The sequence below is a fragment of the Planctomycetia bacterium genome (assembly GCA_015075745.1).
Taxonomy (GTDB): domain Bacteria; phylum Planctomycetota; class Phycisphaerae; order UBA1845; family UTPLA1; genus UTPLA1.
In genome coordinates, this window is sequence record JABTTW010000002.1 from 837,061 (window position 1) to 857,014 (window position 19,954).

Below are 19,954 nucleotides of genomic sequence, written 5' to 3' on the forward strand. Positions count from 1 at the left end.
CGCCCCGCCGCCGGGCTGGACTCTCCATAATGGCCGGCAACCGCGCCACGCCAGGTTCCGCCCTATTTCGCGAGGCTCTCACCGCTCGGGCAAGTGCAGAAGAGGTTTCGATCTCCCCAGACGTTGTCGATGCGGCCGACGTACGGCCAGAACTTACGTTCGCGGACCCAGGGCAACGGGAACGCCGCCTGCTCCCGGCGGAATGGATGCGTCCACTCCGTCGCCATCACCGCATCAGACGTGAACGGGGCATGCTTCAGCGGATTGTCCTGCCGATCGGCCCGGCCCTCCTCGACCGCGCGAATCTCTTCGCGAATGGAGATCATCGCGTCGCAGAAGCGATCCAGCTCCGCGCGCGACTCGCTCTCAGTCGGCTCGATCATCAACGTGCCCGGTACGGGGAAGGACATCGTCGGCGCGTGAAAGCCATAGTCCATCAGCCGCTTGGCGATGTCTTCGACCTTGACGCCGGCCGTCTTCTCGAAGCCGCGACAATCGAGAATGAACTCGTGTGCGACTCGGCGATTCTTGCCGCGATAGAGCACGTCGTAGTGCCGCTCCAGTTGCGATGCCATGTAGTTGGCATTCAGAATGGCGATCTGCGTGGCCCGCTTGAGGCCCTCCGCGCCCATCAGAGCGATATAAACCCACGAAATCGTCAGGATGCTCGGGCTGCCGTAGGGCGCGGCGGAAACCGGCCCGATCGCCTGATCGCCGGCGCCGTCCACGCCCGACACCGGATGGCCCGGCAGGAAAGGCGAAAGATGCTTCGCCACGCCGATCGGCCCCATGCCCGGCCCCCCGCCGCCGTGGGGAATGCAAAACGTCTTGTGCAGATTGAGATGACAGACGTCGGCGCCGATGTCGCCCGGCCGACACAGACCGACCTGGGCGTTCATATTTGCGCCGTCCAGATAGACCTGCCCGCCATGCCGATGCACAACCTCGCAGATCTCCCGGATCGACTCTTCAAACACGCCGTGTGTCGAAGGATATGTCACCATGATCGCGGCCAGCTTGTCGGCGTGCTCGGCCGCCTTGGCCTTCAGATCGGCGACGTCGATGTTGCCGTTGGCATCGCAGGCGACGGCGACGACGGTCATGCCGGCCGTGACGGCGCTGGCGGGATTGGTGCCGTGCGCCGAAGTCGGAATGAGACAAATGCCGCGATGCCCTTGCCCGCGACTCTCGTGATACGCACGAATGACAAGCAGCCCGGTGTACTCGCCTTGTGACCCGGCGTTAGGCTGAAGGCTAACCGCATCGAAACCCGTAATCTCCGCAAGCCACGTCTCCAATTGTTTGAACAGTTCGGCGTAACCCCTTGTCTGCGCCTTGGGGGCGAAGGGATGCAGCCTGGAAAACTCCGGCCACGTCACCGGCAACATCTCGGATGTCGCGTTCAGCTTCATGGTGCATGAACCCAGCGGGATCATCGAATGAGCCAAAGACAAATCGCGCGACTGCAGTCGGAAAATGTAGCGAAGCATCTCGGTTTCGCTGTGGTAACTGTTGAACACCGAATGGGTGAGATAACCGCTCTGCCGCACGAAAGCATCGGGAATCTCGGTATCACCGGCGCTGAGCAGGTCATCCACGGACTCGGCCGAGGCTTTAATGCCAAAGCAACTCAATACCCTCGCCACCTCACCCCGATCGGTGAGTTCGTCGAGACTCAGGCCAATCGAGCCGTCGCCGAAGTCGCGCAGGTTGATCCGCTCTTTGGCCGCGGCCGCGAGTACTTTTCGGGCCTCCGCCCCACCGCCGTGCAGGCGAACACGCAGCGTGTCGAAGTAGTCGGCGTCTCCCAAATCGTGGCCGGCTCGTTGCAATCCGGCCGCGAGTGCCGCCGTATAGGCACGGACGCGCTCGGCGATGCGTCGAAGTCCGCTGGGCCCGTGATAAACGGCGTACATCCCCGCCATGATCGCCAGGAGAACCTGTGCCGTGCAGATATTACTCGTCGCTTTTTCCCGGCGGATGTGCTGCTCGCGCGTCTGGATCGCCAATCGAAACGCCGACCGCCCATGCACGTCCTTCGATACACCGATGATGCGCCCCGGCAAGTGCCGCTTGAGATCATCCTTGCAGGACATAAACGCCGCGTGCGGGCCGCCGAAGCCGAGCGGCACGCCGAATCGCTGCGTCGAACCGACCGCGATGTCCGCGCCGAGCTCTCCCGGCGGCCGAAGCAAGGTCAGCGCCAGCAGATCCGTCGCCATCACAACAACAACCCCGGACTGGTGCGCGGAGGCGATGACCGACGTGTAGTCAACGATGCGCCCGTCCGTAGTCGGATACTGAAGCAGCACTCCGAATGCCTGGCCGGCGGCAAAATCAAATCCCTCCACCGGGCCGACAACGACTTCGACGCCCAGCGGTCGGGCACGTGTCTGGATGACGGCGATGGTCTGAGGGTGACAATCATCCGCCACGAGGAATGCCGGCCTTGCGCCGCCCTCACCGGCAATGGCCCGGCACATGGCCATCGCCTCGGCGGCGGCCGTCGCTTCGTCGAGCAGCGAGGCATTGGCCATCGGCAGCGCGGTCAGATCGGTCACCATCGTCTGGAAATTCAGCAGAGCCTCTAATCGACCCTGGGCGATCTCCGCCTGGTACGGTGTGTACTGCGTGTACCAGCCGGGGTTCTCCAGAATGTTTCGCTGAATGACCGGCGGCGTGATGCAGTCGTAGTAGCCCATGCCGAGCAGGCTGCGATGCAGCTCGTTTTTCGAGGCGATGCCGCGCAGCTCGTTCAAGAGTTCGTGCTCCCCGCGCGGACCGCCCAGCGCCAGCGGCTTCTTCAGACGAATCGAGGCGGGAACGGTCTCGTCGACCAGTGCATCCAGCGAGGCACAGCCGATGAGCGTGAGCATATCCTGGACATCCGCCGCGCTGGGGCCGTTGTGGCGGTGAACAAAGGTATCCGAGGGGGCCAGCACGCTGCGGGAATTTTCTACCGAAAGCATCTCTGCGAAATCTCCTCGTACTCGCTGCCGGGGGCGCAAAGTCGACGGACTTCGCCGGGAATGCAACGACTCAGGTGCAGTATTGTAGCGGAAAACTGGAATGCAAGCCGGTCGCCCGGCGACACCAAAAGCGCGACCGTCGGCCGCGCGATCGCCGTCAAGACGAGCCCGGCTAACCGGCGATCTGGGCGTCGTACTGTTGGGCGGTCATGAGTTTCTCAACCTGAGACGGATCGGACAGTTTCACCTTGACCAGCCAGCCATCGCCGAATGAGTCGTTGTTGACGAGTTCCGGTGCGTCGCCGAGCTTTCCGTTGACCTCCGTCACCACGCCCGAGACGCCGGTGTATAGATCGCTCGTCGCTTTGACCGACTCGATCTCCCCCAGCGGCTTGCCCGCCGTCAGCTCCTTGCCGACTTTGGGGAGCGAAACATAGGTGATGTCCGTCAGCTCGTCGGCCGCGAACCTGGTGATGCCGATGGTGCAAATGTCGCCGTCGAGCTTGTGCCACTCGTGCGACTTCAGATATCGTCTGTCAGTTGGAACGCCCACGCCGCGCCTCCATGGGTCAAAATGTCAGAAGAAGAAAACCCCGATTTCAGGGCGACTTCTTTCGACCATTCGTGTCAGGTCTCTTTGAAATAGGTTCGATCCGTGTAATGTGTAACGGATCTACGAATACGGATCTCTCTGGAATGTCTTCCTGGGATCGACCGAGTCCAACCATGACATCTGAGACCGTCACCAGGATGAAATCGGGGTGAGGGACATCGTAGCTTGACCCATCCGAGACATGGATTCGAAACGGCTCGAATGGCTGCTTCTTCATGTGTTTTCTGATGTCTCGGATGTTCATATTCTGATTATATTCTGCCGATTCACGCGCCGTCTAGCCCTGCCGCTTGTAGAACGGTAGCGCGACCACCGTCGCCGGCACCTTTTCTTCCTTGATCTCCAGTTCCAGCGATTGCCCGACATTCGACAATGCCGAATCTACGTAGGCCATGGCAATCGACTTGCCCAGCGTCGGGCTCAGCGTGCCGCTCGTCACGACACCCACTTCCGCGCCGCCGGAGAAAACGCGAGCCCCCTGTCGCGCGATGCGCTTGCCCTCAAGCACCATGCCCGTCATCTTGCGCTTCGGCCCCTCGGCGGCGATGACGCGCAGCGCCGCGGCCCCGAGGAAATCCTTCTCCAGATCGACACACCATCCGCATCCCGCCGAAAGCGGATCAATCGCTTCATTCAGCTCGTGCCCATAGAGCGGCATCCCCGCCTCGAGGCGCAGCGTATCCCGCGCGCCGAGGCCGGCCGGCTTGATCGTCACCCGATCGCCGTCGCCCTCTTTGGTGAGAAAATCCCAGACCAAGGCGCCGGTCGCCGCGCCGAGCACGACCTCCAGCCCGTCCTCGCCGGTGTAGCCGCTGCGAAAGACGCTGTACTTCTGCCCCATGTAGCTGCCGGTCACGAAACCGTAACGACCCATGTCGCCGATCTTGATCGGCAGGTGCTTGGTGAAGAGTTCCATCGTCGCCGGGCCCTGAATCGCCACCATCACCGTCTTCTCGGTAGTGTCGTCCAGCTTGACGTTGCGACCCTGCATGTGGCGCTGAAGATGCGCGACGATCTTCGGGCGATTACCCGCATTGCAGACCATCAGCCAGCGGTCTTCGTAGCGTGATACGATGACATCGTCGAGGATGCCGCCATGCTCGTTGCACACGTGGCTGTAGCCGCTGCGCCCCACCTTCAGCTTGGAGACATTGCGCGTGCAGACGTGCTGGAGCAATGCTTCGACGTCCGGCCCGGTGAAGTTCAGCCGGCCCATGTGCGACACGTCGAAGATGCTGCTGGCGGTGCGCGTGTAGGCGTGCTCGTCGTTGATGCCGCGGTACATGACCGGCATTTCCCAGCCGCCGAAATCAATCAGCCGGGCGCCCAGGCGTTTATGTGCTTCATACAGTGCGGTTCTTAGCATGGGCCGAAGTGTATGTCCCGAACGGAACACCGGTCAAGGCGTTGCGACTCAAGCCGCAAACGGACTCGACGCCCCTGCTCTTGGGCGAGGAACGGGACGCGATTATTCACGCTCAAGCTGTTAGAATGACATCCGGCGCGACGCAAAAGGTTGTTCGCCCCGGTCCTCATTCTTGTGCAGGGGCCATGGAATCTGACGCGATCATCACCAGCGCCGCGAACCCTCGCATCAAGGACCTCGCGAGATTGCGCGCCCATCGCGGTAAGACTGCGGGAGACTTGATCCTCGTCGACGGCCCGCGAGAGATCGACCGCGCGGTCGGCGCCGGCGTCCAACTCGTTGAAGCCTTTTACTGCCCAGCCGCGCTCAAGCCCGAGACCAAGGCCGCCCTGGAACGGTGTCGCGGGCGCGGCGCCAAGTGCATTGAAGTGGCCGCCCACGTCCTTGAAAAGATCAGCTACGGCGATCGTCGCGACGGGCTGGTCGTGACGGCCGCTCGGCCGAGGCGTCGTCTCGCGGACCTGCGAATCACCCCCACTTCGCTGATCGCCGTGATCGAAGCCGTCGAAAAGCCCGGCAATCTCGGGGCGATCCTCCGAAGCGCGGACGGCGCCGGAGTGGACGCGATCATCGTTGCCGACGCCGCCACGGACGTTTTCAGCCCAAACGTCATCCGGGCCAGCACGGGGATTGTCTTCAGCCTGCCGGTCTTTGAGGCTGCCGTGGCCGATGTGCACAATCTACTGCAAAGTAATGGCGTCCAGCTCGTTGCCGCCGCGCCGGATGCGAAGACGCACTACACGGACATCGACTTTCGAAAGCCGTCGGCCGTCATTCTGGGCTCAGAGGCAAAGGGGCTCTCGGCGATTTGGCGGGATTTAGGCGTCATGACGGCTAAGATTCCCATGATGGGCAGGGCCGACAGCCTGAATGTCGGCACCACCGCGGCGCTTTTTTTCTACGAGGCCAGGCGACAGCGCGGCGCGGTATCATAGACAAGTCATGCGTCGTACGTTTTTTTTGGAGGAACAACCGTGGCGAATTTTCCGTTTCAAGGTGACATCCCGATGTCTTTGCAGGGTGTGCGGGACGAATTCGATCGGCTGCTGGATCGCGTCTGGCACGGCGGGCTCTCGACCGCGCCGCTCGACGGCCAGGACTGGGCGCCGGCGATTGACTTCGTTGAAACGCCCGACTTCTTCCAGCTTCGCGTCGAAGTGCCGGGCATGACGGCGGAGGAGATCGACGTCTCCATTCTGCAAAATGTGCTAACGATCAAGGGAAGCAAGAAGCCCGCCGATACGCCGAAGGAAGGCGAGCGGCGGCTCCGCTCGGAATGTCGCTTCGGGAGCTTTCATCGTCGCATCGAGTTGCCCGCGCCGGTCAAGGATGGCGATGTGACCGCGAGTTGTCGCGACGGCATACTTCGACTGACCCTGCCGAAGAAGGCCGAGGCCAAAGGGCAAAGCGTGAAGGTGACTTCGTAAGTTGCAGCGTCCCGACCAGGCGAGGCGCCGGTCGCGCCACGCAGTTCAGCAATGCGTGCCGGACTTATATCTTCTTGCCCTTGGCCTTTGCCTCGTGGGCCTTGGCCTTGAGTCGGGCTTTGCGCTTCTTGTGTTTCTTCAGGGCCAGTTTCTGCTTCTTCTGCATTTTGCCTCATCCGGGTTTGTGGGTATTCAACATGTCCAAGGACCCCGATATTAAGGACCGGCCCTGTTCCTCGCAACACGTTCAACGCCGGCCGGTTGCAGTGTGCAAGCCGTTGTTGTAGGATCAGCGTCGGGTTCCAGTTTGCGATGGAGCGTTGGAATGGAGCCCGGCCCCCGGATTCGAACGACTGTCTGGTTCAGTGGGCGCGTGCAGGGCGTGGGCTTTCGCTACACGGCGTGCGGCGTTGCCCGGCACTTCGAGATCAGCGGTTATGTGCAGAATCTTCCCGACGGCCGCGTAGAAGCGGTCATCGAGGGAGGGCACGGGGAAGTAGAGCGATTTCTGGCGGCGCTGCGGTCGGAGATGCACGGCAACATTCGCGGTGAACAGCGCCAGGACTCCTCGGCGACGGGTGAGTACGTCGGATTCGACGTACGTCATTAACGACGGAACGGCAGGCCGGCCCATGACGGAGCTCGCCGGGCACGACCGTGGCACCTGTCGATGGCGGTTGGCCCCATTGTGTTACGCATCGCGGCGGGAGGTCGCGGGCGGGGTATGTACCGTCGCACGCGTTCCAGTTTTCTTACGCAATCCAGGATGGGTGAGTCCGGCTGCTTATTGACGCGCGGTCGCACTCGACGTGCTATCGTGATTGCACAGCAAGGGATGTCTGTCTGATGAATGATTCCAACAACGCCGTGACCGGCACGCTCGAAGTGAGTGAAAAAGGCGGCTGCGGCTACTTGCGCGATCCGGCCCGTAATTACGCGGTCGGTCCCCACGACCCACAGATCAATCGCGACGTTCTCTCGCGGTTCAAGCTTCGCGGCGGCGAGTCGCTGACGGCCACCTTGAATCGCGGCAAGAAGGGCAAGGGCCCGCCGTTCATTGATCGCATCGAGTCCATCAGCGGCTTGCCGCCTGCGCAGTATGCATCCCTGAAGCCGTTCGAGGAACTGTCCGTCGTACACCCGACGGAACAACTTCGCTTCGAGACCAAGGGCGGCCCGATGTCCACGCGCATCGTCGATCTGCTCGCGCCGATTGGCAAGGGACAGCGCGGCCTCATCGTCGCGCCCCCGCGCACCGGCAAGACCGTCCTGCTCCAGCAGATGGCCGAAGGCATTCGCGAGAATCATCCCGAGATCTTCCTGATGATGTTGCTCATCGACGAGCGGCCCGAGGAAGTCACCGAGATGAAGCGCATCGTCTGCAAGGAAGGCAGCGGCTGGCAGCACGGTTCCCCCGAAGTCGTCTATTCCAGCAACGATCACGACGCCAAGAGCCACGGCCGCATCAGCCGCATGATGATCGAAAAGGCCAAGCGCCATCTGGAGCTCGGCGAAGACGTGCTCATCCTGCTCGACTCGCTGACGCGCCTCGGGCGAGCCTTCAACAATCTCGTCGGCTCCAGCGGGCGAACGATGACCGGCGGTCTCGACGTTCGGGCGTTGGAGCACCCCAAGCAGATGTTCGGCTCGGCAAGAAAAATCGAAAACGGCGGCAGCCTCACCATCATTGCCTCGGTCCTCATCGAGACCGGCAGCCGCATGGACGACTTCATCTTTCAGGAGTTCAAGGGCACCGGCAACATGGAACTCGTACTCTCGCGCGAACTGGCCAACATGCGCATCTGGCCGGCGATGAACCTCTCCGAGAGCGGCACGCGCAAGGAAGAGCTTCTCCTGGGTCAGGTGAACTACGACAAGATGTCCAAGATTCGCCGCAGGCTCCTCAACATGCCGGCCACCAAGCAGATGGAAACCATGCTCGAAGAACTCAAGAAGCATGAGACCAACGAAGACTTCCTGAAGTTTCTGGCATAGGTTGTCGGAGCGAGGCAATTTCCCGGCCCAATTGAGGAACCCATCATGAAAGCAGCCCGTTACCACAAAACCGGCGGTCCCGAAGTCATCCAGTTTGAAGACGTTCCCGATCCCAAGGCGGGGATCGGCGAGGCCGTCGTGCGCGTCCGCGCCGCGGCGATCAATCGGCTCGACATCTTCCTGCGCTCCGGCGCGTCCGGCATGCCCGGCTTTTCGATGCCCCATACCGGCGGGTTCGACATCGCCGGTGAAGTGGCCGAAGTCGGCGACGGCGTCGATGCTGCCTGGCTCGGTAAGCCCGTCGTCGTCGACGCCCGCGTCACAGGCCCTGCCTCGCGCGGTCGGCTGGACATCATCGGCACCGCGCGGCCCGGCGGCTTCGCCGAGAAGGTGCTCGTCCCGGCACACTGCCTGCGACCCAAGCCGGAGAACTACTCCTATGAAGAGGCCGCTGCATTCGGCTGCGTCTATCTCACCGCCTTTCGCGGCCTCGCCGCCTGCGCTTCGGTAAACCCCGGCGAAGTCGTACTGGTACAGGCGGGCAGCGGCGGCGCGGGCACGGCAGCGATCCAGACGGCCAAGGCCATGGGGGCGACGGTCATCACCACCGCCGGCAGCGATGAAAAGTGCGCCAAGGCCAAGGAGCTGCTCGGCTGCGACCACGCCGTAAACTACAAGACGCAGGACTTCGTCAAAGTGGTGAAGGACGTGACCGGCGGTCGCGGGGCCGATGTCGCGTTTGATCCCGTCTGGGGGAGCACCGCACAGAAGACGCTGGACAGCCTGGCCCTCGGGGCGCGCTGGATCGTGATCGGCATGGTCGGCGGCCTCGACGCGAAGATCACCCTGACGAATCTCCTCTTTCGCGAAGTCACGCTGCGCGGCGTGATCGAGTTCTACGCCGATGCGGACCAGATCACGCAGGCCTGGTCCATGGCCCACCGCGACGTGGTCCGGCCGATCATCGCGAAGACATTTCCCCTTGCCGACCTCGGCGCGGCCCAGCGCACGATGGAGTCCGGTGACTTTTTCGGGAAGATCGTCGTCATTCCCTAGGCCCCGCGCATCCAATCGACTCTTCGGGACCGTCCAATTCCAAGGTGACATAAGGTGACACAAGCCCGCGCGGGCGATTGCAACTCGCGTGGCGGGCATGTGTTGGGGCGACTCGAGTTTTAGGTGGTTTTGCGCGAAACGGGCCTGAAGATCGGAGCCAGACATTCGGGCCGTTAAGAAGTCAGTGCGGAGCATGGGATGATCGCCTCCTCGTAAGATGATCCTTGCTCCGCGCTCGCGCCTCGGTGGAGGAGTTCACCGTCGGGGATGATTAGTTTTTTGAAGAGATTGTCCGACGCAGGAATCCATTTTCGTACCCGGCCGGTTTGACTTTGTAGCGCGTACGACCTTTGATGGATTAAGAGTCATCGAGGGCCGTTGATGGTTGAGCCTTCCACCAAAACTCATGCGGACGGAGAGGATTTCGACACGCCCGGCACATTCGCCAGGAAGCGAAGGATCGCAACCGCCCTCGCCGGGTTCGCTGCGTTTGGCGGGTGCTACTGCCTCATGCTAACGCTCAACGAAGGTCGGTCATACATGACTATTGAATCCGCGATTGCGTCTTTCGTACTGCTGTTCTTCGGGGCGGGGACGGCTATCGCGATTCGAGTCGCGGTAAGTCGGGGTCTGGCGCGGGACGCCCGTATCAGACGGTCGTTTCGCCGTGTTGTGTTCGCAATAGATTTGCTGCTCTTGGTTCTCTTCGTATCACTATTGATGGCCGCTTTGTTTCGTTCGCCCGCTGAGCTGGGCGATCCCGCCATAGGGCGCGGCGTGACCGTGTCGCTCGAACCACCCTGGATAATGGGCATCGAAATCGACTACTCCCATGAAACTCGCCACATGCTCATGCACGGCGCTGGCGGTTGGCGTCATTGGAGACTCCGATTGCCGATCGGACTGCTGTTGCCGATTGCAGTGGTTTTCACCTATGCCTTGTTCTTCGATCACGCATACTCCCGGTTTCCCTGGTTGCAGCGGCGTTATCCCGATGGGTATTGTCAATCGTGCGGCTATGACCTTCGAGGCAGCGCAAGTGGAGTCTGCCCGGAGTGTGGCGCGTTACATGATGTGAAAGCACAGACGGGTAAAACCTGCGTCCGCGATCACCATGACCAGTCAAAGGATTAAGCGACCTTACTTGGGGCCGCCGCCCTGTTACTCACCCCAACGACATTCGAAACAGAACAGCACGTCAGCACTTCACCGTCTTCCGCTTCTTCCCAATCGTCCCGCGCTTCTCAACCTTCCGAATGTACTCCACCGCACCGGGCACTTTGCACGCCGTATTGCCCAGATCCACCGAGACGGGCCCGATCTTCGCCGCCGTTTGCAGGGCAAGTTCGCTTAGCGGCTTGACGTAGCTCCCGACGCAGATCACGAAACTGTTCATCGCGTAGCGGACGAGGTTGGGCGCATCGTGGATGGTCTTCTGCACGCGCTGCAGCAGGCGCTTGAGCTCCGCGAGATCGAGGTCCGCGTCGGCCTTAATCGCCACCAGTCCTGAGAGCGTCGACCAACCGGCCGTCGCCGTGTTTTCCTTGGGCGAGTCGATCCACTTGAGCGCCAGCTCCCGCCCGTGCGGGCTCTCCGCCGCCACCCAGGCGATAGTGAACTGCGCCAGCGCGTCCGAAGTGGCCTTCGCCAGCCAGCGCTCGAGGTCCTTCTTCGTCATCTTCGCGTCGTCGGCGATGAGCCCGGCCAGATACATGGCGTCGTACACGCCGGTGTCGTAGAGATCGAGGGCGAGGCGGTAGTCCTTCTTGACGCGCTTCACGATCTTTTTCATTTCCTCGATCTTCACGCCGAAGACCGGTTCGGCGACGCCGTGATTGAGCAGGACCTTCTTGTAGCTGTCGCGGCCCAGCGATTTAAGCTCGGAGAGGATTTCCTTGGCGGTCATGGCGTCTCCCGTTTTTTTGACATCCCGCACAGGCTTGCAACGCGTAGCGCGCCGTCGGTGCCCGTCGCGCCGCGGCGGCCGTGGCTATTTCAATCGCAGGAGCTTGCCCCTGCGTTTCACGATGTTCTTATAGTCCCACTGAATCTTCGCGGACTTCTTGAGCCACCGCTTAAGGTCCGCGGCGATAATCTGATCGACCGATGTGTACCGCGCCTCGGCGGCCTTGAAACTGCCTTCGTCCGCGAGACCGGGCTCTTCAAACGACTGGCCGCTCCAAAACAGCAGGCGAACGCTGTCCTTCAGCTTGCTGTAGCCGACGATCGGGTTGCCGTCGAGAAACCAGACCGGGTGCCGGTGCCAGATCTTGTTCTCCTTCGCCGCGCCGCCGGCGGGAAGGTGCGCTTCGATGGCCTTGGCCAGCGCGCTGCAGATGCGCTTGTCCCCGGCGGATTGCGCTGCGTTGTATGCGAGGATGTCCTTGTGAACCGGCATCGGACTGACGCGCCTTATCCCTGTCGCTTCACCATCGCCTCAACCCACACCGGCACGAAGGGGATGATGCAGCCTTTCGACACCGGCCAGTCCTTGTACAGGCCGACCTTCTCGCCGATGGCGACGGCACGCTTGCGTAGCGCGGCGTGGTTGATGCCGATGGCGCCGAGCGTGTTGTTCATCGTCCATTGCACTTCCGGCTTGGCCTTCGGCAGCTCCTTCTCGAGGCGATCGAGCAGGGCCTTCACGTCCAAATCGTCCGCGGCCTTCCCCTTGGCGGCCTTGTTGATCCGCGAAGCGGTGAAATGCCAGCCCGCTCGGGCAGCCCAGGGGTTTTTGTCCTTCATCCACTTCTCGCGCAGGGCGTCCTTGTCGGGATGCACCGCGACAACGTAACTGTTCAGCCAGTCCGCGACCTGCGCGCAGGTGGTCGAGCGCGTCAGGCGGTCGACGTCCTTTGCGGTCAGCGACTTGGGCTTGATGATGAGCGCGGCCACGAGCTGCGCCTCCATGTTGCCGGTATCCCAGAGCGCCAGCGCGAGTTCGTGATCGGTCTTGATCTTCTTGGCGATTGCCCGGATGTCGCCCATCGGCACGCCGAACTGATTGGCCGGCGGAGTGATGCCGTCAGGCCCGACCTTGGCGTTGTGCTTGCGGCGAGCGTCGTTGCCGAGTGACTTGAGCTTTGCGAGGACATCTTTGACGGTCATGACGCGGATTATACAAAAAGCGCGCCGCCCCGGTCCAGCCGCGCCTGATGCTCACTCAGCCGCCACCGCGACCCGCGCCCCAAAATCAGCTCCCCAGGCGCGCACGCCGAGCAAGTGTTGAGTAAAGGATGGTCTGCCATGCACAAGTCGCTCATCACTTCAACCAACGGCTCCGGGCCCCTCGAATTTCGACGTTTCGACGTTTCGATTTTTCGACGTTTACAGCAAAAATCACCTAAAACTCGAACCGCCCCAACACACGCCCGCCACAACGCTTACAAACGCCCCCAAAAACTTTTTTCGCCTTATGTCACCTTCACATCTTCGCTGCCGCGCCCATTCAGAGCCCCGACCGTCAGGAAGGGGTTACCTCTCGAATGCCCCCGCGCAACCCCGCCGCCGCGCACCATTTCGACGTTTCGACTTTTCGACGTTTCGACGTTTCCCGCCCAGCACGCCGCCCTCCAGCCCCCGTTCGCCAACGCCCCAACCCCTGCTCTATAATGCCCCCAACGAAAGGCGGAGAACGAATGGCTGATGCACTCCAGGACCCCCGGGTTTACGCAAACCTGCTGATTCTCGAAATCGGTAACTCCCACGTCAGCGTGGCGACCAGCATCGGTCCCTCCGTCCGAACCGAGCAGCGTTTCACCCTCGATCAGGCCGACGAAGTCGTCGCCTACTGCGAAACCGCCTGGGCGGCCCTCCCGGAGGACCACCTTCGCGCAATGGCGGCCGCCAGTGTCGTCCCCGACGCACTGGAAAGCCTCCGCGAGCGAATCGAAGAGGCCCTCAGCGACAAAATGATGGTCGTCGGCGAAGACCTCCAGCGCCCCATGTCCCTGGCGGTGGAAGAACCCGAGATGGTCGGCATCGATCGCGTCTGCGCCGCCGCCGCGGCCTACGACGGCGCCCAGGCGGCCTGCGCCATCGCCAGCTTCGGCACCGCCATCACCATCGACTGCGTCAACGGCGAAGGCGTCTTCATGGGCGGGGCGATCCTGCCGGGCCTTCGATTGCAGGCCCGCGCATTGCACGAGGGCACCGCGGCCCTGCCGCAGGTCGAGGTCGTCGCCACCGGCTCCACCTACGGCGCGAGCACCCAGGACGCCATCTCCAACGGCATTCTCTACGGCGTGGTGGGAGCCCTGCGCGAGATCGTCGAACGCTACGCCACCGAGCTGGGCAGTTGGCCGCTGCTCATCGCCACCGGCGGGACGGCCGAACTGGTCGGCGGCCAGTGCGATTTCATCGACCGCACCGTCCCCGACCTCTGCATCCGCGGCATCGGCCTCGCTTATCGCAAGCACTTCACACCATTGACCGAATCATGGTAACCCCGGATAGTGCAACCGTCGCGGCACTCCTCACCCCGCTCGCCCCCGGCGCCATCGCCGTCATCGCCCTCACCGGCCCCAAAGCGCGGGAGATTCTGAGCACCGTCCTCCGCGCCCCCAGGAGCGATGCACCGATCGAGCTGGAACTGGGGCGCTCCCGCCTCTGCCGAATCGTGGACGGCCACGAAGCCCTCGACGACGCCATCGTCGCGATCCTGCCGCACGGCCCTCACGAAGTCGCCGAACTCTGCACCCACGGCGGCGTCCGCATCGCCCAGCGCGTCCTGGCCCTGCTGGCCGCCAAAGGCGCACAGTTGATCGACGCCGAGTCCTTCACTGCCCGAACCTCAACGCAGTTAAGCCCGATCGAGCTGGACATCGACCGCGCCCTCCTTCGCTCCCGCAGCCGAAGATTGACCCAGTGGCTCCTCGCCCAGCGCCGCATCCTTCCCGCCTTCATCGAACGCCTGAATGACCTGAGCGACCGTGACCGCATGGCCTATCGACACCGCACCTTTACGGCCATGCGCATTTTTGATGGATTGCAAGTGGCAATCGTCGGCCCGCCGAACGCCGGCAAGAGCACCCTCGCCAACCGCCTCATCGGCCACGAACGCACCATCACATCCGACACGCCCGGCACAACGCGCGACTGGGTCAGCGAAACAGCACTCATTCAAGGCTGGCCCGTCACCCTCACCGACACCGCCGGCATCCGCGAAACGGATTGCCAGATCGAGTCCGAAGCGATTCGCCGCGGCCGGCATCAGGCCTCCGCCGCCGACCTCGTGCTGATTCTGGCAGACGCGATGCACGGTGAAGAAGCGTGCAAGCGCAGCATCCTCGAAGCAGCTGAGTCGCTCCCGTCGGAGGTCAGGCGCCTCTTCGTCTTCAACAAATGGGATCGGGCACAGACGCTCAAGCCCACCAATGGCAGCACCGCCATCCTGGTCTCCGCCACAACCGGCCTCGGCATCGAAGCACTCGAACAGCGCATCGCCGAGACCCTCGGCCTGGATCAACTAAAGGACGACATCCCAACAGGATTCACGGGGTCGCATTTTCGTGCTTAGAAGAAAGGGGGTGCAATCTGAATTACACCAGCGCAAATGGGAAATCGCAGATTACTCCGGCAATTCCTCCTGCGCCGGCTCGGGCAGGAAAAACGACAGAATAAACCCCGCGACATAGACGCCGCAGCCGATCAGCGCCGCCGCCTGGGCGAATCGGGCGGGCCCCGTATCGCCGGGCATCTGGTTCACCAGCTTGGCGGTCACCATGGCGGCGCTGGTGCCGATCATGCGACCGCCGACGTTCGCGGCAAATCCTTCGCCCGTGCCGCGAAGGTGCGTCGGATACATGCGCGGCAGGTAATTGCCCCAGAAGGAGAACTGCGCGACGGTGAGGATTCCGACGAGAAGGATTCCCCATTTCAGGATCTGCAAATTGCTCTGCGCCGGGAACAGAAAAACAAGCGGCACAATCACGATGCCGGGAATCTGGAAGATGCGCAGCAGTCTCCGCCGGCTGACGATCCGCACGGCGAGAAACGCCAGAATGCATCGACCGATGAGCCCGCCGACCTCCTGCCAGCTTTGGACACCGGCGATGATCTTCTGCTGCAGCGGTTTGGCGAGTTCGCTCACCGTCGGCAGACCGGGAACGATCTGCGGAAGCTGCTGAATCGCGCCGAAGGCCGCGCCATAGCTGCAAGCAAACATAAGCGTCGTCACGATCGTGGTGCGGCGCAGCTCGGGGCTGAACAGGGCCGCGAAGCTGGGGCGCTTCAGCGTGCCCTCGGCCTTCTTCTTCGCCCACGATGGAGACTCAGGCAGGAACGGACGAATGGCAAGAAGCGGAATGGCCGGGATCACGCCGGAGATCAGTGTATAGCGCCACGCCTCGTGTCCACCGTGAATGGCGGGCAGGTTCGGTCCCCAGTGGACGGCCAAATAGTTCGCCCCCGCGACGAGAAGACCGCCAATGGAACTGAATGCCTGAGTCCAGCCGAGCACGCGTTCGCGCTGCTTGGGGTCGGGAAACATTTCCGACAGCCACGCCACGGCGGCGACAAACTCGACGCAAACGCCCACGAAGGTCGTGCATCGCAGAATCAGAAGCATATACACACTCGTGCTGTACCCCGCGGCGCAGGCACTGAAGGCATAAATGAGAATGCTCCAGACCAGCACGCGCCGTCGCCCCAGCCGATCGGTCAGATAGCCGCCGAGCAGACCAAAAACGCCCCCGCAAAGTGCCGGCAGATAGAACAGCCATCCAAGCCAGTTATTAAACTCCGGCGAGCCGGGCACGACGCCGACGAGTTCCTTGAGGGCCGGCGCCAGGATGAGCGGCAGCATCAGCAATTCGTAAATGTCGAACGCGAAGCCGATGGAGGCGATGACACAGATGAGCCATTGCACGCGGGTAAGCTTCAAGCCGCTGGTGACGGCCGCGCCGCACTGCGAGCAGTGGGAGGCGTTCTCCCTCAGTGGCGAGCCGCACTTTCGACATGATGGGTGTGCCATGGGATGCTCTCTCGGCGAATCGATGCGGGAACCGTAATGGCCGAAATCGAGACCGTCAACCGATCTGGAGCATGAACGAGAAGCACGCCGGGAAGCAACGCGCCGAGACTTGAACGAGATGCCTTCGCTTCCCGGTCAGTGAATCTTGGCGACCAGAAGCGTTCGATCGTCATCCGCGGGGTGGCCCACCGTGAAGGCGCTCAAATCGGTGAGGACCGCGTCGATGAGCGACGTCGCCCCGACGCGGCAGTCTTCGAGAACTTTGTCGAGTCGATCAAGTCCATACATCTCGCCGCGGGGATTGTGCGCCTCTGTAATACCATCCGTATAGAAGACGATCTGGTCGCCCGGGCGCAGGAGATGCGTCGCTTCCTTATAGGATTCGTCGGGCATGATGCCCAGCGGCAGGCCGCCGACTTCGTCGAGTGACGCCATGCTTCCATCCTCGCAGCGCTTGAGGCGCGGCGGGTTGTGACCGGCTGAGGCATATATCAGTTCGCGCGATTTCGGATCGTAGATGGCGTAGAAGGCGGTCACGAAGCTGCCGGTGTTTCCGGTGTAGCGACGGGTGAGTTGCGCATTCAGATAGGTCAGCATCCTGCTCGGCGGAGTGGCGACGCCGGGTTGCGTGTGGGCGATGCTGTGAGTGATGGCCATCATGACGGCGGCGGGCGTGCCGTGCCCGCTGACGTCGGCAATGAGGATGCCCCATCGATCGTCGGGCAGCGGAAAGAAATCGTAATAATCGCCGCCGGCCCGGTGGGATGTCTGATAGTAGGCGGCAAGTTCCATGTTGGCGATTTTCGGCAGGACCGGCGGAAGCAGGGATTTCTGGATGTCCTCGACCTGCTTCAGCTCGAAGTCGATCTCGTCGTAGGCATCTTGCACCTGATTGCGAAGGACGAGATTGAGCGTCGCCCGTCCGAACAGGTTGGTCATCCACACCAGCTCGGGGAGCTTCTCGCGATCGAAGGCGGCGGGCGCCTTGCGCATCAGCACAACCATGTTCAGCCCTTCGCCGCCGTCGAGAATCGGCAGCGCCACCAGCGAATTCATCCCGGCGAAGTACTCAGCGCCTGGATCGTCCGGCGGACACTTGATCTGATCGATCAGGGTCGGCTTATCGGAATAAATCAACTCGCCAAGCAGGCCGCGATCGAAGACGGGCAGTCGATTTGTCTGCTTCCAGGGATTTACTTCCTCTTTCCACAGATTGCTTCGCGTGATGCGATACCAGGGGGCCTGAAGGTCACGCCGACTCATCGAGACCATCCGGTCCGAGGGGATCAGTTGACGGACCCGGACACCGTACGCGCGGACCATCTCCTGGGGGTCGGTTTGCACGCTCAATTCGCACATCATCTCCGTGACGATGCGCAGACGCTCATTCCAATCCTGACCACCTTGATTAAGAATCGACACTGCACCTCTCCCGTGATGGCTGGATGAACGGTTCGCCGCGAACTTGCGAGAATTGTATCGCGCCGAAGTCGGTGCGGCATAAGCACGTCATCTTCGCAGTCGATCAAATCTGCTCCGGACCCTGATCGAGACGGCGTACGGTGTCATCGGAGGAGCGCGTCGCCTCGGAATGAGCGGACTACCCCAACGTCAGAAATGGGTGAAAGGACCGACGGTCAATGTGCGGATGCAGCGGGTGTAAAACCACCCCCAAGGGGATTCGAACCCCTTACCGAATCGGCGGAAGTCTCGCCAAACACACACGTTACGGATTCGCAAGAAACCTGCTTACCGACTGGCTTACCGAAATCCGCGCAATTCCGCGCCGACTTGGGTCGCCTGATTGAAGCATGGCCGCGCCTGTCTGAGTCGGTCCGTGCTGCGATTCTGTTACTTGCTGACCCTCCGTCCCCCGACTGCGCGGACGTGTCGAGCCGCACAAGCCCCGCAACTGGCTTGGATGCTGTTCCGCGCCGCGCATCGGGGGCGACATTATCGCAAGGCGGTGAAAAGTGAACGTCGGCATTATCCGAGGTTTCATCGGCCGCATTGCCCGCGACCTGGCTGACGTGGCTATACGGCTCGAAAGTCGGGCTGGCTCACCCGTCGGCGGTTTGTTCATTCCCGGCGCAATATCCGAAACGGGCAGGGCGACGATTCTCGTAAACGTCGGCGATGGACCGTCGGAAGCCGAGGCCCTGGCCGTTGTCGTCCATGAACTCGCGCACTATGCGACCGACCGAACCCCGACATCCCCCCCGGTTTCCGCTGAGGACATCGACCTGCGCCGCGAAGTCGCACGGCGAGCGATGGACGGCGTACTGCCGGAACCGAAAATGCCATATGATAGGCATGAGGCCGACTTCATCCGATGCCTGATTCATCTATGGGTCCGGTCTGATGCGCTTGGCTATCGCTTCACGGCGCAAAGCCTGTTTCCGCACGGCCACTATCAACTCAGCGACTTGTTTGGCTATCTGCGGGCGCTCGGTGACGAGCCGACACGCATGGCGCGATTGACCCTCCACGAAATTCAGCAAATAGAACCGCCGGACGATTTTTCCGAGCTTTGGCGCGAGGACGTTGCGGCGGTGGAACTCTCACAGAAGGAACGTAAGAACATGGCAAGCGGAAGTATTTTTGACCGATTGAGGCGGCGCGAAGTCGCACGGACCGAAAGCCTTTATGAAATCGCGGCGGCGCTGGCTCGCGGAGATGACCGCGACCCCAAGACCGTCGAGGCGGTATTGGCCGACGCCGGTAAGACCGTCGAGGACCTGGAGCAACTGACCGAACAATTCCGCCAGCGACACGCCAAGCGCGAGCACATTCGCGATGCCGAGCAACTGCAAAAAGAAGGCCGACAACTGGAAACCCAGCTGGCGGCAATTGACGAAGCGCACGAGCGCGCCATCTTGAAGTGGGAAGAAACCCGCGACCCGATTATTTTTCGGCTCGGCGAGATTCAACGCGCACAGAGCGCCGCAGATACGTTTCGTGCCGAACTGCTGACCGGCACACCTGCCCCCGAACTGTCTGAGCGACAACGCGAAGCGCACGACCGGCACAATCGGCTTGACACCCGAGCGCGTGAACTGCGGGCGCTTGTCGCGGCGAACCGTCGCGAGCGCGAGAGCGCAGAGCACACAATCAAGCGGCGGCAGGGCCGTCGCATCCCAATGAGCGGATATGTTTCCGCAGGCCATGTCGATTCCGAGCAGATTGAGGATCAGCGAATCGTCGCAGTGGGCAAGTTGTGCGAGTCGCGAGCGACGCGATATGCGGCCGACCTGGCTGGCGTCGAAAAAGAACTGCAAGCGGCCGAGCGCGAATGTGCGGAGATTGACGCGCAAGTAGCGGCTTCCTGAATCGGGACGGCGGTGCCGGGCTGGCGGCACCCCCTCCCGTTCCGGGTCCTCCGCTGGCATTGCTCGCTTTCTAGGGCAAGCGGAATAGCCGCCATACTAGTTTGATTGGTAATGTGCGAAAATGAACTCGATTCTGACCCTAATTCTCCAAGATTGTGAGCGAATA

The 19,954-nt window shown here is 62.0% G+C and carries 17 protein-coding genes; 9 read left to right on the forward strand and 8 right to left on the reverse strand.

Annotated elements, in window-relative coordinates; translation table 11 throughout:
- Positions 1 to 62: 62 nt before the first annotated feature.
- The 3 genes from gcvP to gcvT form a co-directional block, all read right to left on the reverse strand.
- On the reverse strand, positions 63 to 2,969 hold the full coding sequence (gcvP, locus tag HS101_16960; protein ID MBE7507956.1) for an aminomethyl-transferring glycine dehydrogenase: 2,907 nt from the start codon (positions 2,967 to 2,969) through the stop codon (positions 63 to 65).
- A 172-nt stretch (positions 2,970 to 3,141) separates the two neighbouring features.
- Complete coding sequence (gene gcvH, locus HS101_16965) at positions 3,142 to 3,522, reverse strand: glycine cleavage system protein GcvH (protein ID MBE7507957.1); 381 nt, start codon at positions 3,520 to 3,522, stop codon at positions 3,142 to 3,144.
- A 337-nt stretch (positions 3,523 to 3,859) separates the two neighbouring features.
- Positions 3,860 to 4,948 carry a glycine cleavage system aminomethyltransferase GcvT gene (gcvT, locus tag HS101_16970; GenBank protein ID MBE7507958.1) on the reverse strand — a complete coding sequence of 363 codons (1,089 nt, stop codon included), beginning with the start codon at positions 4,946 to 4,948 and terminating at the stop codon, positions 3,860 to 3,862.
- A 185-nt stretch (positions 4,949 to 5,133) separates the two neighbouring features.
- On the opposite strand from gcvT, the gene HS101_16975 reads away from it, so the two are divergent.
- The 6 genes from HS101_16975 to HS101_17000 all read left to right on the forward strand — a co-directional run bounded on the left by HS101_16975 (position 5,134) and on the right by HS101_17000 (position 10,620).
- Positions 5,134 to 5,943 carry an RNA methyltransferase gene (locus tag HS101_16975; GenBank protein ID MBE7507959.1) on the forward strand — a complete coding sequence of 270 codons (810 nt, stop codon included), beginning with the start codon at positions 5,134 to 5,136 and terminating at the stop codon, positions 5,941 to 5,943.
- 72 nt (positions 5,944 to 6,015) lie between these two features.
- Positions 6,016 to 6,435, forward strand: a complete 420-nt coding sequence (locus tag HS101_16980; protein ID MBE7507960.1) for an Hsp20/alpha crystallin family protein — start codon at positions 6,016 to 6,018, stop codon at positions 6,433 to 6,435.
- 325 nt (positions 6,436 to 6,760) lie between these two features.
- Positions 6,761 to 7,045 (forward strand): acylphosphatase, encoded by a 285-nt coding sequence (locus HS101_16985; GenBank protein ID MBE7507961.1) that lies wholly within the window; start codon positions 6,761 to 6,763, stop codon positions 7,043 to 7,045.
- Between the two features lie 236 nt (positions 7,046 to 7,281).
- Positions 7,282 to 8,430, forward strand: coding sequence for a transcription termination factor Rho (rho, locus tag HS101_16990; GenBank protein ID MBE7507962.1), 1,149 nt, complete (start codon positions 7,282 to 7,284; stop codon positions 8,428 to 8,430).
- Between the two features lie 45 nt (positions 8,431 to 8,475).
- Positions 8,476 to 9,486 (forward strand): zinc-binding dehydrogenase, encoded by a 1,011-nt coding sequence (locus HS101_16995; protein MBE7507963.1) that lies wholly within the window; start codon positions 8,476 to 8,478, stop codon positions 9,484 to 9,486.
- Positions 9,487 to 9,996: 510 nt separating this feature from the next.
- Positions 9,997 to 10,620, forward strand: coding sequence for a hypothetical protein (locus tag HS101_17000; GenBank protein MBE7507964.1), 624 nt, complete (start codon positions 9,997 to 9,999; stop codon positions 10,618 to 10,620).
- Between the two features lie 64 nt (positions 10,621 to 10,684).
- Here HS101_17000 and HS101_17005 read toward each other — a convergent pair whose 3' ends face one another.
- The 3 genes from HS101_17005 to HS101_17015 all read right to left on the reverse strand — a co-directional run bounded on the left by HS101_17005 (position 10,685) and on the right by HS101_17015 (position 12,594).
- Entirely contained in the window at positions 10,685 to 11,392 is a 708-nt protein-coding gene (locus HS101_17005) for a DNA alkylation repair protein (GenBank protein ID MBE7507965.1), read from the reverse strand.
- An 84-nt stretch (positions 11,393 to 11,476) separates the two neighbouring features.
- Entirely contained in the window at positions 11,477 to 11,884 is a 408-nt protein-coding gene (locus HS101_17010) for a DUF1801 domain-containing protein (protein MBE7507966.1), read from the reverse strand.
- A 14-nt stretch (positions 11,885 to 11,898) separates the two neighbouring features.
- Positions 11,899 to 12,594 (reverse strand): DNA alkylation repair protein, encoded by a 696-nt coding sequence (locus HS101_17015; GenBank protein ID MBE7507967.1) that lies wholly within the window; start codon positions 12,592 to 12,594, stop codon positions 11,899 to 11,901.
- A 530-nt stretch (positions 12,595 to 13,124) separates the two neighbouring features.
- Here HS101_17015 and HS101_17020 point away from each other — a divergent pair.
- Positions 13,125 to 13,931, forward strand: a complete 807-nt coding sequence (locus HS101_17020) for a type III pantothenate kinase (protein MBE7507968.1) — start codon at positions 13,125 to 13,127, stop codon at positions 13,929 to 13,931.
- Positions 13,925 to 15,004 carry a GTP-binding protein gene (locus tag HS101_17025; GenBank protein ID MBE7507969.1) on the forward strand — a complete coding sequence of 360 codons (1,080 nt, stop codon included), beginning with the start codon at positions 13,925 to 13,927 and terminating at the stop codon, positions 15,002 to 15,004. The genes HS101_17020 and HS101_17025 overlap by 7 nt, the downstream gene beginning before the upstream one ends.
- A 51-nt stretch (positions 15,005 to 15,055) precedes the next feature.
- Here HS101_17025 and HS101_17030 read toward each other — a convergent pair whose 3' ends face one another.
- Complete coding sequence (locus HS101_17030; GenBank protein MBE7507970.1) at positions 15,056 to 16,459, reverse strand: MFS transporter; 1,404 nt, start codon at positions 16,457 to 16,459, stop codon at positions 15,056 to 15,058.
- 135 nt (positions 16,460 to 16,594) lie between these two features.
- Positions 16,595 to 17,821 (reverse strand): serine/threonine-protein phosphatase, encoded by a 1,227-nt coding sequence (locus tag HS101_17035; GenBank protein ID MBE7507971.1) that lies wholly within the window; start codon positions 17,819 to 17,821, stop codon positions 16,595 to 16,597.
- Between the two features lie 611 nt (positions 17,822 to 18,432).
- Here HS101_17035 and HS101_17040 point away from each other — a divergent pair.
- Positions 18,433 to 19,788 carry a hypothetical protein gene (locus HS101_17040; GenBank protein MBE7507972.1) on the forward strand — a complete coding sequence of 452 codons (1,356 nt, stop codon included), beginning with the start codon at positions 18,433 to 18,435 and terminating at the stop codon, positions 19,786 to 19,788.
- Positions 19,789 to 19,954 lie beyond the last annotated feature (166 nt).

Coding starts and splice junctions, on each gene's coding strand:
- gcvP (MBE7507956.1), bottom strand. CDS start 2,969: ATGCTTTCGGTAGAAAATTCCCGCAGCGTGCTGGCCCCCTCGGATACC.
- gcvT (MBE7507958.1), bottom strand. CDS start 4,948: ATGCTAAGAACCGCACTGTATGAAGCACATAAACGCCTGGGCGCCCGG.
- HS101_16975 (MBE7507959.1), top strand. CDS start 5,134: ATGGAATCTGACGCGATCATCACCAGCGCCGCGAACCCTCGCATCAAG.
- HS101_16980 (MBE7507960.1), top strand. CDS start 6,016: ATGTCTTTGCAGGGTGTGCGGGACGAATTCGATCGGCTGCTGGATCGC.
- HS101_16985 (MBE7507961.1), top strand. CDS start 6,761: ATGGAGCCCGGCCCCCGGATTCGAACGACTGTCTGGTTCAGTGGGCGC.
- rho (MBE7507962.1), top strand. CDS start 7,282: ATGAATGATTCCAACAACGCCGTGACCGGCACGCTCGAAGTGAGTGAA.
- HS101_16995 (MBE7507963.1), top strand. CDS start 8,476: ATGAAAGCAGCCCGTTACCACAAAACCGGCGGTCCCGAAGTCATCCAG.
- HS101_17000 (MBE7507964.1), top strand. CDS start 9,997: ATGCTAACGCTCAACGAAGGTCGGTCATACATGACTATTGAATCCGCG.
- HS101_17005 (MBE7507965.1), bottom strand. CDS start 11,392: ATGACCGCCAAGGAAATCCTCTCCGAGCTTAAATCGCTGGGCCGCGAC.
- HS101_17010 (MBE7507966.1), bottom strand. CDS start 11,884: ATGCCGGTTCACAAGGACATCCTCGCATACAACGCAGCGCAATCCGCC.
- HS101_17015 (MBE7507967.1), bottom strand. CDS start 12,594: ATGACCGTCAAAGATGTCCTCGCAAAGCTCAAGTCACTCGGCAACGAC.
- HS101_17020 (MBE7507968.1), top strand. CDS start 13,125: ATGGCTGATGCACTCCAGGACCCCCGGGTTTACGCAAACCTGCTGATT.
- HS101_17025 (MBE7507969.1), top strand. CDS start 13,925: ATGGTAACCCCGGATAGTGCAACCGTCGCGGCACTCCTCACCCCGCTC.
- HS101_17030 (MBE7507970.1), bottom strand. CDS start 16,459: ATGGCACACCCATCATGTCGAAAGTGCGGCTCGCCACTGAGGGAGAAC.
- HS101_17035 (MBE7507971.1), bottom strand. CDS start 17,821: ATGATGTGCGAATTGAGCGTGCAAACCGACCCCCAGGAGATGGTCCGC.